This window comes from Paenarthrobacter sp. NyZ202, assembly GCF_049860755.1.
Taxonomy (GTDB): Bacteria; Actinomycetota; Actinomycetes; order Actinomycetales; family Micrococcaceae; genus Arthrobacter.
The window spans coordinates 2183083-2197610 of sequence record NZ_CP187556.1; the positions used below are offsets into that span (position 1 = coordinate 2183083).

Sequence of the window (14528 nt, forward strand, 5' to 3'; positions counted from 1 at the left end):
TGCAGCACCGGCCGTAGGGTGCAATGATGTTGAAGATTTTGGTCCGGTTTGCGGCTGCGGCGATCGCGGCGCTGATTGCGCTGGTCGCTGGTGTCTATACAGCTGCAGCGGATCTTGATGGACTGCCGGATTCTGATTTTGTTGCTTCAGTTCGTTACGACGGAAGCCCGCTGTCCAGAGATCAAATAGTTACCAAGCTGGACTCCTACGCCGATGCAACTGGAGTAGGCATCGTACGTGTGGCAAGTGCGCCAGATGATTTCCTCAACAAGCGCGTTGTTTTTTCCTTCGGGTCAGAGAAGATCCAGAACACCAACATTGACTGGTTCTCACCAACGATGAGTGGTTCGATGAGCAAATCCAGCGATCTCGGCATCACGTCACTTAATGGCGTCTACGGTCTTTCCGCAAGCCCTATACAGGCTGCGTCATTCCGGACTTGGATGAGCAACGAATTGAAAGCCGATGTTGTACTTACCGAGAAGACATCTCTTGGGTTGCTGGCCTACGCGCTGCTCACTGTCGGGGCATGGGTCCCGATGTCTGCGGCCATTTTGTTGTTGGGGGCGACGATATTGTCGTGGTACGTGCTGCGAGCCCGAGGTCGGGAGCTGCGCATCATGGCTGGCATGCGGTTATCGCATGTTGTATTCGCAGACCTACGTTCGTTGTTTGGGGCGTTGGCACTGCCGGCTTTAGGCGCCTATTTGATTGCTGTGGTCGTGGTGTTGGCGGCAGGCTTTGGGCGGCTCGCGTACTTCATCTCCACCTTGGCGCTGTTTACGGGTGTTCTGGCGGCGTTCACAGCCGTTGTGGCTCTGCTCCTGGGACTGCTCACTCTTCCCGCTGTCCGTGACATCGCGGCGCGCCGGCCGTCTGAGAGGGGTTCATGGGCTTTCAGCGAGTTGCTGAAAGTAGTGGCCGTGATGATCGTGGCTGCGATTTTGCCCACTGTATCCGGCATTGTGACAAATGCATCAGCAGCCAGTTCGCTAGGAGCGACATGGGGATCCATGGGGGATGGCGTGACCCTCCGCATCGCGAACCGTCCAAGCGAAGCCGAAGAGGTAGCGTTCGCAGGATTGACAAGGGACATGGTAGGCAACGGTGCCGCCCTGTTTTCGATGTCCCTGAGTTCCAATACAGTCAATCTTGTCGATGAGGCTGCCCTCGGGGATTTGAAGACTATGGGATACGACAGTCTTATCCTCACCGATCTTCGGTACCTTGATTCCGTCAATGGGGCCAGAGGTGCATCGTGGGGTCCCGTCACCGCTGTGCAATCACTCGACGACCTGCCGGAATCCGTCAAGGGCAAATTGGCCCCAACTCTGAGGCTCTGGACTCTGAACCGTCAGGGACCGGACGTTCAAATCTACGAAAACACCAGCGACGTGGACATTGTGGTGTCAGGAAGCATGGCAGGGACGCTCGCGGTAGGTAAGCACCCGCTTATTCTGGCGGTTAGAGACGTGGCCCAGTTCGACAACTTTTTCCTGGCGTCGGCGGTGAGCCGTGGCAATGTGGTGTTCACGGATCCTGAACGAGTTTCTCAGCTCGTGAAGGAACGGCACATGACGGCAGCCATCCTCTCGATTGATCGAATAGCCGACTTGGGCCTTTACGATGCGCAATCCAAGCAAAGGAACGCCCAATTGGGAGCATCGGCGGTAGCCTTGGCCGCGCTGGCGCTCGTGATGTGTGTGGCAGTAACTGCCTGGATCTTCGCACTCCTACGGCGGCGCCGTTGGTTCGTCCAACGCGTGGCCGGGAACTCGTGGAGCTCCATACTCCTGCCAAGGCTTCTATGGGAGTCGATCGCAGCGACGTTGTTCGGAGTTGTCATGGCCTTGTCATTCGACATGCAGGATCCCTCCAGCATGTGGATTTCCGCGTTTGCGCCGCTGGCCTACTTCGCTGTTGCCTGGTCCATGCATCAGTGGGCGGCTACGACTACTTTCCGTACGACGCTCGCACGAAGGGGATAGAACAGATGCAATTGCTGGCTGACAGTGTTTCTGTGGTCATTGATGGGAAGTCCGTTTTGAACTCGGTTTCTGTGGAAGCCAAACCAGGGCGCATGCTTGTTCTTGCCGGCAGCAGCGGAAGTGGCAAGACAACGCTGTTGAACGTTCTCGGGCTATTGAGCCGGGCCGAGAGTGGTCGCGTGGTCGTCGGCGACCAAGAGACCAAGAAATGGAATGATTCCAAACGGCGCCGGTTCTGGAGAAATCACGTTGCCTTCGTTTTCCAGGATTATGGGCTCATTGAAGAAGCCAGTGTCGGCTACAACGTGACAGTTGGGCGCCGGGGTGTATTCGGGTTACCTCAGTCCGACCGTGAACGACTGGAACATGTCCTCAAGCATGTTCTCTTGTCCGGTCGTGGCAAGGAGCAAACGGCGCGGTTGAGCGGGGGCGAGAAGCAACGTGTTGGACTGGCGCGGGCAATGTTTCGCGCGGCTGATATCGTCCTTGCCGATGAACCGACAGCGTCGTTGGATCGCAGAAATCGTGAGCTTGTGATCAATTTCCTCAAGGAAGAGGCCCGGCGCGGTGCCACGGTAGTTGTAGCCACACACGATGAAGATCTGATGGCTGCCGGTGATGACCTTCTGCGGCTGGGCGAACCGGAATCGGGGTCAGCGAAGCCGGACTGACCGGAGACTTTGGAAAGCTGGCTTTGCCAGCATCTGGGCCTTTGACGCGGAAGAGCAAGACGTGGCTGAAGGAAGGTCGTCCGCCGCTGTCGTTGGCAATCTTCATCAGGTCCGGTCAGCAGCCGATGGGTTGCGGGCACATTTTCTGCATTGTCGTTCCCACAACTTGTCGTGTCGTTCGCAGTCGTGGCGCTTTCAGTCCTGAGGCGAATGGCTCCATCTGTTCAGACGAGCCTGGACAAGCCGAGCTCTCTCGCGGTCACGGCATCGACGAGCTCAGCACCGATATAGGCATTTCCGTCGAGCTGTAACGTCACTCGTTTGTGCCCCAGTAATCAGGCGCAAGCCGACGGCTCCGCGTTAGCCAGACACCTCCAGGTCAGGGCATCTCAAGGTGGATACTTTCGGCGGTGTTTTTGTTGGTGTTCCAGTCTGCCATGATGCCGGCTCCGAGCGTGTGGTCGGTGAGGCGTGCGAATCGGTCGCCGAGGTCGGTGTCGAGGGCGAGTTGGAGGTGTTGGTGGGCTTTGGATCCTCTGCCTTCCCACCAGTTGATGTAGCTGATAGTGGTGAGGATGGGTGCCGCGTGTTCCGGGCTGGTCCTGGTGTACACGTGAAGGAGCAAGTCCTTGGCCCATTCGATGCGTGACCAGTTCGGTGTTGAGTCCGTTTGGGCGAAGAGGATTTGCTCGAGGTAGGCGGTGACGATGCGGGCGAAGTGGATCTCCTGGCCTGGTTGTTTGGGGAGGTCGATGCGTAGCGTGGCGCCGACTTTGCTTTTGTCGAGGGTGATGCAGACGAGGCTTTCTGGTGGCCAGAACCCGAGGGTGTGGCCGATGAAGCTGAGCAGGTCGGCGGGGTCTTTGTGGTGAGCGTATTCATGACCGACTTCGTCTGACGATCTAGGTGTGCTCATTCATGGGCGGACATGCGTCCGGGACCATGATGCGTGGCGCGGATATTTGAGCTGCAGGGCCGCTTCATCCCGGCGTCGAAAATCGCAACCGTTGCATGAGACCGAACGACAGGCGCACCCGGAAGATCCTGGCGCGCTGGTGGGAAGCATGTGTCAAGCTGCGAAGCGGCATGATCCCAGTTGCGCGTTCCAGGCACCTGCCTTAGAACTACGGGCCGCAATGCCTAGCTTGCTGGTTCAGATTCGTTATCACTCATAAGATGGCTGCGGCACGTCGGACGGTTTTATGGGAGTCGGGCCCCGCGGCATTCACAATGCCCTAATGGATATTGACAGAGTCGACACTTCTTTGCCATATCAACCCTGAACCATAGATCCGTAATGATGTTGAGGTGGAGTTGAGATGTTTTGTCTTGTCCATAAGCAGCTTGAACATGCCAGTGAATGGCAGGGTGAGACCGAGTTCTAGTCGCGTTGAGCCGAGTCCTCAGCCATTGGCAACGATTTAACTACGTCGAGTATCAGAGTGACATAGCGGGTTGCTTCTTTTATGTGGACCGACGCTTTCCGGTGTACAGCCTCGTTGCGTGCTCTGAGCGCATTGGCAAGCTCACCATATTTGGCGCTGTCGATTAGCCGTGCTTCGACGGCACCAACGAGCACTGCATTGGGGTTGGATCGGGGAATCGCGGCAGTCTTGGAACAGCATCGGACGCGCCTTTGATGAGGAGTACGTTTGGAGTTTCACGCTTTAGTGCTGCGAGTGCGGCAAACTGTTGGTCTGCTTCGCTACCGATGTCAACGACCAAGATGGTCGCCCGTTGAGCGCACCTGGGAGAGCTCAAGCGTCTCCTCTCGCGCGTCCTCGGCCGCGCGACGGATGAGGATCCCTGCCGAGCGCCATTCGGCGCAATACTGCTGGGCTGTTTGGGGCAGCTCGAAGCTGTGGGAGCGAAGCTCTTCAAGGTCGTCCTCGGTCCGTTCGAAGAGGACCGGAGCAGGGACTCGCCAGACGTCACCGCCGAGTTGCTTTTCGAGGATCGCGATCGCGACCGGAGCGTTACGCGCGCGGAGCATGGCCCAAGCGGGATCCGACGCCTGGAGGCGGCGGGCCTCAAGAGCGGCGCGCAGAATGCTCACCGGTTTATCCTAATGGCTATCACTCCGACAGGAAGCGATGCATCACTCTCCAGGGTCCAAGGTGCGCCATTTCCGCCCATTACTGAGCTAAACGGCATTCCGTATTCATCAAGCGCCGATCTTGCATGGTCGATGATTCATTCCTCGGCTTCGGGCTCGAGGGTGGTGGCGGCATCGAGGGCGTCGTCGACGACGATGAGGTAGTTGTCCCGGCCTGCGGACAGGGGAATGGAGTGCTCGCCGTATTTGTTGTAGGCGAGGTCGACAGCGTAGCTGGCGTTGGTGATGTTGAGCCGGCGGAGGAGCCGGGCTATGTCGAGGATGTCCTTGTCCCGTTCGGCGGCGATCTTCATGGCCAGAAGTGTTTCGGGGTCTGCTGCTTGGATGGTAAGTCCGTCGAGGTGTTCGATTTGACCCAGCCGGCGTTCTCCGGGAGGAAAGCCGTAGCGTTGGAGTTGAGCCAGCCGGGCGCGAGGTCGTAATCCGCGGCCATGTCCGCGACGACGGCGTCGACAGCGGTCTTGTCGGCGTAACTGGCGTCGATGTCGGCGGTGGGGCGGTTGTCGATTCCTTGGAGGATGAGGGCTGCGCCGCCGACGAGTTTGATGTCGCCGTGGATGTCGCGCTGTTGCAGGCGGCGGCCGAGTTCTTGGAGGAGGGCGAGGATTTGTGCTGCGTTGATTTCTCCGGCGCTCATGCGGCGGCCAGGCTACGTTCGCGGATGAAGACGTTCATGGCGGCGAGTTCTTCCGGTGTTTCGGACATGGTGAGTTGCTTCATGGGTTCGCGGACGTGCCGGTAGGACTCTGCTGGCATCCATGCCGCGTCGAGGGGTTTGATGCGTTTGGTCCAGGACGGTGCAGTCTGGCCGAGCCGGTGGGCAGTGTAGTTGGTGATGCCGGCGAGAGCGGCGGACCAATGCGGGTCCCTGAGCCGGGGGCTTCGTTGAAGAAGCGGTCTGCCGGCCCTGAGAGAGCCGGTTGCGTAGTCGGCGAGCATCTTGATGGCGAACTCGAAGTCGCGGCTTGCAATCAGTTCGTTGAAGGTTTGGGTGTAGTCGCGGCGGGCGGGGTCATGGTCGCTGCCGCGGGGGATGGGGTCGGTGGCTTCCAGTGACAGGCCAAGGGCCGCCATGACGGCGAGGGTTTTGCCGAGTTCGGGGCGTTCATGACCGGCTTCGAGATCTATAAGGAACTTTCGGGACACCCCTGCCTTGTCGGCGAGGGCCTTTTGGGAGAACCCGCGTTCCTGGCGGCGGGTACGGATGATCGCTCCGGCTGAGGCCGGTGAGCTGATGCTGGTCCTGGATGTCATGGTGCACTCCCTTCCCGATCATTGTGTCACCGAGTGGTGACAATTGGATGCCAGCGACCAGCGTTGAAGCCAGTCAGAGTTGCTTCCTGGCCATTCAGGAAGTCGATGGCCGCTCCGACGTTAACGAGGACGACGGCGGGAGGTATCCTCCCGCCGTCGTGAACAGATGGGCTTTCGGCCCCGGACTAAGCCCGGCGCTCAGCCCGCAAGCTTGGAATGCTCGCCCAAGCGGTGCCATGAACGGTTGTGGTAGACCAAGGCATCGCCGGGTTCGCCGACTTGGACGTCACGCATCACGCGGGACTCCAGGGCGTGAACGGCGATGATCGTGGACGTTCCCACCTCCATGCGATCGACGACGGCGCAGCGCACCCAAGCGCGGACATCGTCATACACCGCTTCGCCGGTTTCCAAGGCGGACCAGCGGTGCGTCTGGTCAAAGCGGTCGGCGCCGGGCGTCGCTCCGAACTTCGCCAGGTCGACGTCGTGCGCGTCCAGCAGGTGCACGACGACGGTTTCCGCGCGCGACAGCACCTCGGACGCAGAGGACAATGCCGAGACCGAGAAAATCAGCAACGGAGGTTCCGCACTCACCGAGACCACCGACGATACCGTCAGTGCCACCGGTCCTTCACCGGCATCCGCCGTGATGACGGCGACACCGCCCGGGTGGCCACGGAACAGTGCTTTGAAGTCTTCTGCCGAGAGGGAAGACGGGAAGCTTTGCTGTGGACCGTTGAGCCACGTGTCAGTGGGGTAGGCGTGAAACATCCTTAGGACACCCTGGGGGAGGAGCCGGCGAGTTCCTCACGGATGATGTTCGTCCCTGCGCTGAGAGCACTCAACTTGGCCAGTGCGACGTCCCGGGGGAACGGTGCCATGCCGCAGTTGGAGCTGGGGATGAGCTTGTCCGCATCGACGAACTGCAGGGCCTTGCGGAGGGTGTCGGCAACCTCTTCCGGGGTCTCGATGGTCTCGCTTGCGACGTCGATGGCCCCAAGCATGACTTTCTTGCCGCGGAGGAGTTCGATGAGGTCCATGGGCACGTGCGAGTTCTGGCATTCCAGCGAGATGATGTCGATGCTGGAGCTCTGCAGCAGCGGGAATGATTCCTCGTACTGGCGCCACTGTGAGCCGAGCGTCGCCTTCCACTCATTATTCGCCTTGATCCCGTAGCCGTAGCAGATATGCACGGCGGTCTCGGTGCGAAGTCCTTCTGCTGCCCTCTCAAGCGCAGCCACGCCCCAGTCCTTGACCTCATCGAGGAAGACATTGAACGCGGGCTCGTCGAACTGGATGATGTCCACGCCGGCCGCTTCCAGTTCTTTGGCCTCCTCGTTCAGGATCGCGGCGAACTCCCAGGCCAGCTTCTCGCGGCTCTTGTAGTGGTCATCGTAGAGCGTGTCCACCATCGTCATGGGACCCGGAAGAGTCCATTTGATCGGCCGGTCGGTGGTTGCGCGGAGGAACTTTGCGTCTTCGACGAATACCGGTTGCTCGCGGCGAACCGGTCCGACGACGGTCGGCACGCTGGCATCGTAGCGATCGCGGATACGCACGGTCTTGCGCTGTTCAAAGTCGACCCCGCTGAGATGCTCAATGAAGGTCGTGACGAAGTGCTGGCGGGTTTGCTCGCCATCGCTGACGATGTCGATGCCGCGCCGGGTCTGCTCGTGGATGGCAATGCGCAACGCATCCTGCTTGCCCTCGAGCAGCGCATCTCCCTCCAGCTTCCAAGGGGACCAAAGCGTCTCCGGCTGCGCAAGCCACGATGGTTTCGGCAGGCTTCCGACAACGGTGGTAGGCAAAAGTGTGTTCATGATTGACGATTCTCCGTGGGTCAGTTGACGAGAGCGGGGTATTGGGCGTTCCACTGGTCCAACAGGTCCTTGTGGGGCGTGATGAAGTGCTCCTCCGTGTACTTCGCCTGCGTGACCGCGAGCTGACTGCGTTCGGCGCGGTCGTAAGCGATCTGGGTCCGCGAGTAATCCTGCTCTCCCAGGCTCGGCTGGTAGACGGCTGCGGCGGCGGAGTTCGCGTTGTAGACCTCCGGGCGGTAGATCTTCTGGAACGTCTCCATGGTGCTGATCGTGCCGATGAGCTGCAGGTTGGAGTAGTCGTTGAGCAGGTCGCCGCGGAAATAGAAGGCGAGCGGCGCAACGCTGCCGCGTGGCATGAAGTAGCGGACCTGCAGCCCCATCTTTGCGAAGTACGCGTCCGTCAGCGAGAACTCGTCCTGCTGGTACTCGACGCCCAGGACCGGGTGATGGTTCCCGGTTCGCCGGTACGTCTTGCTCGTGGAGACGCTGATGCAGACCACTGGCGGCTGCGGGAAGCGTTCCTGGCCTTCCGGGGAGTTGAGGAAGTGCTGGAACAGTTTGCCGTGAAGATCGCCGAAGTCCTCGGGAACGGTGGGCTTGCCTGAGTCCGCAGCTGCCGCTGGCAGTACTACGCTGAAGTCGAAGTCGCGGACATAGGAGGAGAAGTTGTTCCCTACGATCCCTTGGTGGCGGACCCCGTTGTGCAGGTCGACGATCTGGATGTCGAGAACCTCGAACAGTGGGAACCGCTGATCCGTGCCTTCCGCAGTAAATTCTATCTGCACGGAGACGATCTCAAGCTCGACGGTGTAGCGGTCCCGGTCAGGGTTGTCCCAGTCTGCGAGATCGTTGAAGCGGCGCCGCATCATGGTCAAGGCGTTGCGGAGATTCTCCTGGCGGTGCTCGCCCCGAGCGAGGTTGGCGAAGTTCGTCGTAATCCGGGAGTCTGCCGACGGGGTGTAGTCCTCGTCGAAGCGGGTCGTGGTGATGCTGAAGGTGAAGTCGTCTGCCATGTGCTGCCAATCTATCGATGATCGGCCGGAGACGGCCTTTCAAAAGGGGATGTATCCATGGTGCAACCCTTCCGGAGGTATCGGGTAACTAGGCGTCACTATGAGTTGATATAGAGTTTTCCTATGCCACAGCTTTCGAGCGGACTGACCCTGCAGCAGCTCCGTTATTTCATAGAAGTTGCAGCGGAGGGATCCATCTCCGCTGCTGCCGATCTTCTCTACGTAGCGCAGCCCACAATGTCCGCAGCGATGAAGGACCTTGAGGCCAGGGTAGGCCGTGCGCTCCTGGTTCGCTCCGCCCGCGGGGTTACCCTCACCGCCGACGGGGTGGAGTTCCTCGGCTATGCGAGGCAGGTCGTCGAGCAGTTCGCCCTCCTCGAGCAGCGCTACCTTGGCAGGCCACCAACGCGACGTCTGCTCGGGGTGTCTACGCAGCACTACTCGTTCGCGGTGGATGCCTTCGTCAGGATGGTCAAGGCCGCGGAGGTAGCCGAATACGAGTTCTCGCTGCGTGAGTCCCGCACCTGGGACATCATCGAGGATGTCCGGACGCTCCGCAGCGAGATAGGCATCCTCTACCGGAACGATTTCAACCGGAAGGTCATCGACAAGCTGCTCCGGGATTCCGGGCTCGCGTTCACACCGCTTTTCCTCGCCGATCCTCACATTTTCATTTCACGGAACAACCCGCTCGCCTCAAAAGAGCGTGCGACCCTCGCCGATCTCGCCGGCTTGCCGCGGCTGACTTTTGATCAAGGTGCGAATAACTCTTTCTACTTCGCCGAGGAAATTCTCTCCACCCTGTCCAGCAAGCAGGAGATCCGGGTCTCTGACCGTGCCACGATCTTCAACCTCATGATCGGGCTCCACGGCTACACGATCTCCACGGGTATTATCAGCGGCCAACTCGACCCGGAGATCGTCGCCATCCCGCTTGACGTTGATGAACGCATCGAGATCGGTTGGATCGGCCACGCCTCGATTCCGCTCACCGACCAAGCCCAGCGCTACCTCCAGGAATTGCGGGCCGTCGTCGCTGAGTTCGGCGTAGCACTGCTCGACTGATTGCAGGCCCAGTGGCGGCCCCCAAACCTTCGGGGTCCGGCCCTGCTCAGCACCGCTCACTGTGGTCGCTGTATCAGCCATTCCTTAATGGTCCGGGCTTCCGGCAGGACCTCGCGTGTTGCCTGCGTACTCATATCGAACTGCCCGGTGCGCAGCCATCGCCACATGGTGGTGAGGTCTTTCCCAACGAACCGTTCAAACAGTTTCTCCGGCATCGGCAGCCCGCGGGGCTTTCGCCCGGTCTGTTCCTGCCATAGGGTGCGGCACTCATCTATTGACCGCACGTCGGATGCCAGTCCCAGCACCGCGCCCCTCCACCGTTCAGGGTCGGCGAACATCCTGGCGGCGATGGCGCCCAAATCGTCAACGCACAGCCAGCCCACGGGCCGGGCAGGGCCCATCAGCTTTGGCATCAGGTGCCAAGTGGAAAACTGTGGGTAAAAACCTCTGTCCGTCATCAGTTCCATGAATGCCATTGGTCGGAGCACGGTGAGTGGCAGTCCCAATTCGCGAAAACGCCGGGCGATGACAAGCTTCGAGTCCCAGGAGCCGACGCCTGTCGGCTGATCGCTGACCCCTGCAGCCCCGTACACCACGTGGCGTATGCCCGCTTCAGCTGCGGCCGCCGCCACGTTGTTGCCTTGCCGGATTTCGCTGTCGATTCCACTGGTCATGGGGTTCTGGACGTTGAAAAGCCCGTGAGCCCCTTCGAATGGCGTCCTTAGAGAGCCGGGATCCTCGGTGTTGGCCTGCTGGACCTCAGCGCCGAGCGCGCGCAGGGCGTGTGCAGCGTCGCTGGATGGGTTTCGGGTCAGGGCGCGTACGTGCCACCCGTCCTTGAGGAGGTGACGGACCACGGCCGATCCCTGCCGGCCGGTCGCACCCACCACTGCCACCACACCAGGAGTCTCACTGCCCGAGGAATAGGCCATGGCTTAGTATCCCATTCGGGTAGAAAGTTTGACCCGGGACGGAAGGAACAACCCACCCCGTCCGGAGGGATTGTCGTGCTCACGCCCGACGGCGACCACTCGCCGTCGGGCTCCTGTTGTTACCGGCGGTGCGGCCAGCCTCAGGCCGTGACCTCCACCGCCGGGGCCGTGACCTGCGGCAGCCACCCCAGTTCAGGGGCGATCCTGTTGGCGAAGTCCGTCAGGATTTGCACGTAATCCTCAACAGAGAACTCGTAGGGCAGGTTGATTTGGAGCTCCGTGGCTTCAGCGACCACCGGGTCGGCCAGGAGCGCCTCGACGATCTGCTCGCTGGTGCCCACAAGGTCAGGCGCAAACAGTGTGCGGCGCTCGCCGTGGGGTTGCAGGGTTCGTTCGAACCGGCTCTCGCCATAGGCGCGGTAGCGTAAGCGGGTTTCTACGCTGGCGCCGTCAAGCGGGACCACCACCCGCCCGACGACGACGCGCGGCGCCTGGGTGCCGCGGTAGCCGGCCAGGTAGCGGGATATATTCGCGCCCTGCGCCTCGGCGAACACATCACTGGACTCCCCGGAAACAATGTTTCCCACCACCAGGTTCACCCCCTGCGCGGCGGCCCACTCCGTGGATTTCGCCGAGCCTGAGCCATACCAGATCCTGTTCCGCAACCCGGGGCTGTAGGGCTGAAGGCGGGGTCGCTGGACGTTTCCCGGCGAATGGATGACTGTGTCCACACCGCCCAGGAAAGTGCCTTCGAGGTTCTCCAACAAGCGCTCGATCCGGCGGTGCGAGACGTCGAAAGTGCGCCAGTCGCCGTCGAACACTTTGTCCCCCAGCAGTTCCGCGTGAGGCGGTGTGCCGGCGCTCAGGCCGATCTGAAGGCGATCGCCGGACAGGACATCGGCTGTGGAGATGTCCTCAGCCAGCCGGAACGGGCTCTCGTAGCCGATCGGGATGACGCCGGTGCCCAGTTCCAAGCGTGAAGTGCGTTGCGAGGCTGCCGCGAGGAAGACCGTGGCCGAGGAGATGCCGTGTTCCAGGTGCCGCTGACGGACCCAGCCGCCGTTGTACCCCAGCCGCTCACCGAGTTCGAAGAGTTGGAGGGTTTCTTCAAGGCCGCGGCTGGGATCGTTGTCCGGATAGTTTCCGGGCGTAAGGAAGCTGATGGACGTGAGGTTGCTCATGAGGCTGCTTCTTCCAGGTCGGGTCGGGAGAGTTCGGGAACACGGTGGGCGACGGTTTCGGGAAGGCCGAGGTTTTCCCTCAGGGTGCTTCCCGGATACGCAGAGGGGTAGACGCCTCGCTCTTGCAACGCGGGAACCAGCAGATCCACGACGTCGCCCAGCCCGTCGGGGAAGGCATGCGGGGTGACGTTGAGGCCGTCAAAGGCATCCGAGCGGACGTAGTGCGCCAACTGGTCCGCGACCGTGGAGGCCGAGCCAACGAACCCCCGCCGCTCCGACAGGTGATGGACCAACTGCCGGATGCTGAAACTGCGCTCTTCGGCCAGCGCCCGCCACTGCCGCGATTTCACTGTGGGTTCATGGCCGGTGTGGAGAATGCCGTGGGTGTGGCTTTGACGGGAGGCCACGGGGTCGAAGGAGGGCAGGGGACCATCCAGGTCAAGCGCAGAAAGGTCCGTGCCCCACACGCTCTCGATCGCTTGAAGGACGGCGCGGTCGTTGAGGGCGAGTTCCTTATAGTAGGCGGCCTTTTCGATGGCTTCGGCGTCGGTTTCGGCGACCACCAGGTTGGCACCGAGGAAAATCTTGATGTCGTCGCCAGGCCTGCCGTAGGAGCGGGCGCAACGCCGGATATCGGCGGTGAAGGCCACGGCGTCGTCGAATTCGATGTGGTGGGTGAAGATTCCTTCGGCCCGACGTGCGGCGAAGTCCCGGCCCTCGGCGGAATCCCCGGCCTGGAAGTACACGGGCTGGCCTTGCGGGCTTCCCGGAACCTGCGGTGTGGCGTCGATGCTGCTGAACTTTCCTGCCCGCCGGACGTGCCGGGGTTCGGACGACCACGCAGTTGCGTCCCGCGATGACGCGATGGAGCCGGCCGGGAAGCCGTCCCGGAGTTCCTGCACCGCAGCGACGTAATCCTCGGCGTGGGTATAGCGATCCGAGTTGGGCAGGAAACGGCCTCGACGGAAATTCCCGCCGGTCCAGGCGTTGTCCGTGGTGACGATGTTCCAGCCCGCCCGCCCGGCCGTGAGTACGTCCACTGTGGCCAGGCGGCGGGCCAGGTCCACCGGGTCCGAATAGGTGGTGTTGAGTGTGGCAACGAGCCCGATATTGCTGGTCTTCGCTGCCAGGTATGCGTATAACACCAGGGCATCAGGCCGGCCCGTAATGGCGATGTCGTTCAGTTTCCCGAGGTGCTCCCGGAGCCGAAGGCTTTCCCCAAGGAACACGGTGGAGAACAATCCGCGCTCAGCGCTTTGGACCAGTTCGGCGTACTTGTCGAAGTCGTAGTAGTCCTCCAGGCGCCCGGCTTTGCTCCAGTCGTAGTTGGGGCTGAAGGGCTGGAACAGCGCCAAATGGATACGGGCCTTCGGACGGACATAATCGATGCTCATGCTGGCTCCTTGCTGGTGGCGAACGAGTTCACGGCCTCGGGCAGGCTCAGGGATTCACGGAGCGTGCTCCCTGCGGCCGGTGGAACAAAGACCCCGTTGGAGATGAGGCCCGGGACTACCTCGGCGGCGAGCACTTCCAGTTCGATGTCCAGGACGCCGGGCAGCAGCCTGACGCCATCCACGACGCCGGACAGCTCAGTCAGCAGGACGCGTAACCCTCCCGCGTCCCCCACAAAGCGCAATACATCCGGCGCTGCCGGCCACGGGGAAGCCGCGTCCAGCGCGCGGAGACGTTCGTCGGCCAGGAAAGTGCCGGCGTCGAGCACTATCTCGAGGTCAGCCACAACGCGAAGGACGCCCCGCCGTCGTTGGTCCGCCGCTGCAGTGGCGACACCGGCGACAGTGGCGGCACTGACCACTACGACGTCCGGCAGCTCAGCAGCCAACTGCCCGGGACGACCGAACACCACCGGCCGGCCTTGCGGTGGCCGGGGTGTGATGGACGGTCCCTTGATGGAGAAAAACTCGCCTGCGAAGTCCGCGTAGTGGAACTTGTCGAGGTCCAGGAAGCGGTTGTTGGCGGTGTCGGCGATAAAGACGCCGTCCTCCCAGGTGTCCCATAGCCGACGTGCAGCCGCGACTACCTCCGCGGCCTCGCGTTGGACCGCGTTGCGGTCATGGACCGGTTCAGAACCATAGCCCGCGGCGATCGCTGGCGACTCCAACGCCTCGGCCAGCCAGCCTGAGCGGCCGCGCGCTGCCCAGTCCAGGCTGGCGAGCTGGTTGGCCAGGTGGAAGGGTTCCGCGTGGATCGTGTTGATGGCCGGAACCAGACCCAGCCGGTCCGTCGCGGCAGCTGCGAACGCCGCAACTCCCGTGGTGTCCAGGCGTCCCGTGACGTTGGGGCTGCCGTGCAGTGTGCCTTCACGGAACGTGGCGAACGTGAAACCGGCGGCTTCTGTCTTCGACGCGACGGCGGCGATGCGCTGTGGCGTTAACAGTTCCGTCGGCGGGTGGTTGGCGTGGCGCCAGGCAGCCGGGTGGGCTCCGTCGCCGTCCAATTCAATACCGAGTGCAAACTTGCTCATGGAAAT

Annotated in this window: 15 protein-coding genes; 3 read left to right on the top strand and 12 right to left on the bottom strand. The window is 61.5% G+C overall.

The features are described from left to right. Window positions 1-23: 23 nt before the first annotated feature. Window positions 24-1988: a hypothetical protein gene (locus tag ACPFL9_RS10120; RefSeq protein WP_426007387.1), complete on the top strand. Its 1965-nt coding sequence runs from the start codon at window positions 24-26 to the stop codon at window positions 1986-1988. Window positions 1989-1993: 5 nt separating this feature from the next. Continuing rightward, a complete protein-coding gene (locus ACPFL9_RS10125; RefSeq protein ID WP_426007389.1) occupies window positions 1994-2659 on the top strand; it encodes an ABC transporter ATP-binding protein in 666 nt (221 codons plus the stop codon). Window positions 2660-3038: 379 nt separating this feature from the next. On the opposite strand, the gene ACPFL9_RS10130 is transcribed toward ACPFL9_RS10125, so the two are convergent. The 8 genes from ACPFL9_RS10130 to ACPFL9_RS10165 form a co-directional block, all read right to left on the bottom strand. Further along, window positions 3039-3575 carry a DUF4192 family protein gene (locus ACPFL9_RS10130; protein WP_426007390.1) on the bottom strand — a complete coding sequence of 179 codons (537 nt, stop codon included), beginning with the start codon at window positions 3573-3575 and terminating at the stop codon, window positions 3039-3041. Between the two features lie 798 nt (window positions 3576-4373). After that, complete coding sequence (locus ACPFL9_RS10135; protein ID WP_426007392.1) at window positions 4374-4715, bottom strand: DUF3375 family protein; 342 nt, start codon at window positions 4713-4715, stop codon at window positions 4374-4376. A gap of 137 nt (window positions 4716-4852) precedes the next feature. Further along, the gene (locus ACPFL9_RS10140) at window positions 4853-5068 is read right to left on the bottom strand and encodes a hypothetical protein (protein ID WP_426007393.1); all 216 of its coding nucleotides are present in this window, start codon (window positions 5066-5068) and stop codon (window positions 4853-4855) included. Then, window positions 5065-5412, bottom strand: coding sequence for a DUF6036 family nucleotidyltransferase (locus ACPFL9_RS10145; protein ID WP_426007394.1), 348 nt, complete (start codon window positions 5410-5412; stop codon window positions 5065-5067). The genes ACPFL9_RS10140 and ACPFL9_RS10145 overlap by 4 nt, the downstream gene beginning before the upstream one ends. Next, window positions 5409-6029, bottom strand: coding sequence for a helix-turn-helix domain-containing protein (locus ACPFL9_RS10150; RefSeq protein ID WP_426007395.1), 621 nt, complete (start codon window positions 6027-6029; stop codon window positions 5409-5411). Before ACPFL9_RS10150 ends, ACPFL9_RS10145 begins: the two co-directional genes overlap by 4 nt. A gap of 198 nt (window positions 6030-6227) precedes the next feature. After that, a complete protein-coding gene (locus ACPFL9_RS10155) occupies window positions 6228-6800 on the bottom strand; it encodes a flavin reductase family protein (protein ID WP_426007396.1) in 573 nt (190 codons plus the stop codon). Window positions 6801-6802: 2 nt separating this feature from the next. Further along, complete coding sequence (locus ACPFL9_RS10160; RefSeq protein WP_426007397.1) at window positions 6803-7849, bottom strand: methionine synthase; 1047 nt, start codon at window positions 7847-7849, stop codon at window positions 6803-6805. Between the two features lie 20 nt (window positions 7850-7869). Then, on the bottom strand, window positions 7870-8862 hold the full coding sequence (locus tag ACPFL9_RS10165) for a DUF1852 domain-containing protein (protein WP_426007398.1): 993 nt from the start codon (window positions 8860-8862) through the stop codon (window positions 7870-7872). 123 nt (window positions 8863-8985) lie between these two features. On the opposite strand from ACPFL9_RS10165, the gene ACPFL9_RS10170 reads away from it, so the two are divergent. Then, window positions 8986-9927 carry a LysR family transcriptional regulator gene (locus ACPFL9_RS10170; protein ID WP_426007399.1) on the top strand — a complete coding sequence of 314 codons (942 nt, stop codon included), beginning with the start codon at window positions 8986-8988 and terminating at the stop codon, window positions 9925-9927. Between the two features lie 56 nt (window positions 9928-9983). Here ACPFL9_RS10170 and ACPFL9_RS10175 read toward each other — a convergent pair whose 3' ends face one another. The 4 genes from ACPFL9_RS10175 to ACPFL9_RS10190 form a co-directional block, all read right to left on the bottom strand. Beyond that, the gene (locus ACPFL9_RS10175; protein ID WP_426007400.1) at window positions 9984-10859 is read right to left on the bottom strand and encodes an NmrA/HSCARG family protein; all 876 of its coding nucleotides are present in this window, start codon (window positions 10857-10859) and stop codon (window positions 9984-9986) included. A 140-nt stretch (window positions 10860-10999) separates the two neighbouring features. Next, entirely contained in the window at window positions 11000-12040 is a 1041-nt protein-coding gene (locus tag ACPFL9_RS10180; RefSeq protein WP_426007402.1) for an LLM class flavin-dependent oxidoreductase, read from the bottom strand. Further along, entirely contained in the window at window positions 12037-13434 is a 1398-nt protein-coding gene (locus ACPFL9_RS10185; RefSeq protein WP_426007403.1) for an NtaA/DmoA family FMN-dependent monooxygenase, read from the bottom strand. The genes ACPFL9_RS10180 and ACPFL9_RS10185 overlap by 4 nt, the downstream gene beginning before the upstream one ends. Continuing rightward, window positions 13431-14522: an LLM class flavin-dependent oxidoreductase gene (locus ACPFL9_RS10190; protein WP_426007404.1), complete on the bottom strand. Its 1092-nt coding sequence runs from the start codon at window positions 14520-14522 to the stop codon at window positions 13431-13433. Before ACPFL9_RS10190 ends, ACPFL9_RS10185 begins: the two co-directional genes overlap by 4 nt. Between the last annotated feature and the right edge of the window lie 6 nt (window positions 14523-14528).

What these genes read in the sequence shown, in the direction of transcription:
- ACPFL9_RS10120 (WP_426007387.1), top strand. Translation starts at nt 24, where the DNA reads ATGATGTTGAAGATTTTGGTCCGGTTTGCGGCTGCGGCGATCGCGGCG.
- ACPFL9_RS10180 (WP_426007402.1), bottom strand. Translation starts at nt 12,040, where the DNA reads ATGAGCAACCTCACGTCCATCAGCTTCCTTACGCCCGGAAACTATCCG.
- ACPFL9_RS10175 (WP_426007400.1), bottom strand. Translation starts at nt 10,859, where the DNA reads ATGGCCTATTCCTCGGGCAGTGAGACTCCTGGTGTGGTGGCAGTGGTG.
- ACPFL9_RS10170 (WP_426007399.1), top strand. Translation starts at nt 8,986, where the DNA reads ATGCCACAGCTTTCGAGCGGACTGACCCTGCAGCAGCTCCGTTATTTC.
- ACPFL9_RS10145 (WP_426007394.1), bottom strand. Translation starts at nt 5,412, where the DNA reads ATGAGCGCCGGAGAAATCAACGCAGCACAAATCCTCGCCCTCCTCCAA.
- ACPFL9_RS10130 (WP_426007390.1), bottom strand. Translation starts at nt 3,575, where the DNA reads ATGAGCACACCTAGATCGTCAGACGAAGTCGGTCATGAATACGCTCAC.
- ACPFL9_RS10165 (WP_426007398.1), bottom strand. Translation starts at nt 8,862, where the DNA reads ATGGCAGACGACTTCACCTTCAGCATCACCACGACCCGCTTCGACGAG.
- ACPFL9_RS10190 (WP_426007404.1), bottom strand. Translation starts at nt 14,522, where the DNA reads ATGAGCAAGTTTGCACTCGGTATTGAATTGGACGGCGACGGAGCCCAC.
- ACPFL9_RS10140 (WP_426007393.1), bottom strand. Translation starts at nt 5,068, where the DNA reads ATGAAGATCGCCGCCGAACGGGACAAGGACATCCTCGACATAGCCCGG.
- ACPFL9_RS10150 (WP_426007395.1), bottom strand. Translation starts at nt 6,029, where the DNA reads ATGACATCCAGGACCAGCATCAGCTCACCGGCCTCAGCCGGAGCGATC.
- ACPFL9_RS10125 (WP_426007389.1), top strand. Translation starts at nt 1,994, where the DNA reads ATGCAATTGCTGGCTGACAGTGTTTCTGTGGTCATTGATGGGAAGTCC.
- ACPFL9_RS10185 (WP_426007403.1), bottom strand. Translation starts at nt 13,434, where the DNA reads ATGAGCATCGATTATGTCCGTCCGAAGGCCCGTATCCATTTGGCGCTG.
- ACPFL9_RS10155 (WP_426007396.1), bottom strand. Translation starts at nt 6,800, where the DNA reads ATGTTTCACGCCTACCCCACTGACACGTGGCTCAACGGTCCACAGCAA.
- ACPFL9_RS10160 (WP_426007397.1), bottom strand. Translation starts at nt 7,849, where the DNA reads ATGAACACACTTTTGCCTACCACCGTTGTCGGAAGCCTGCCGAAACCA.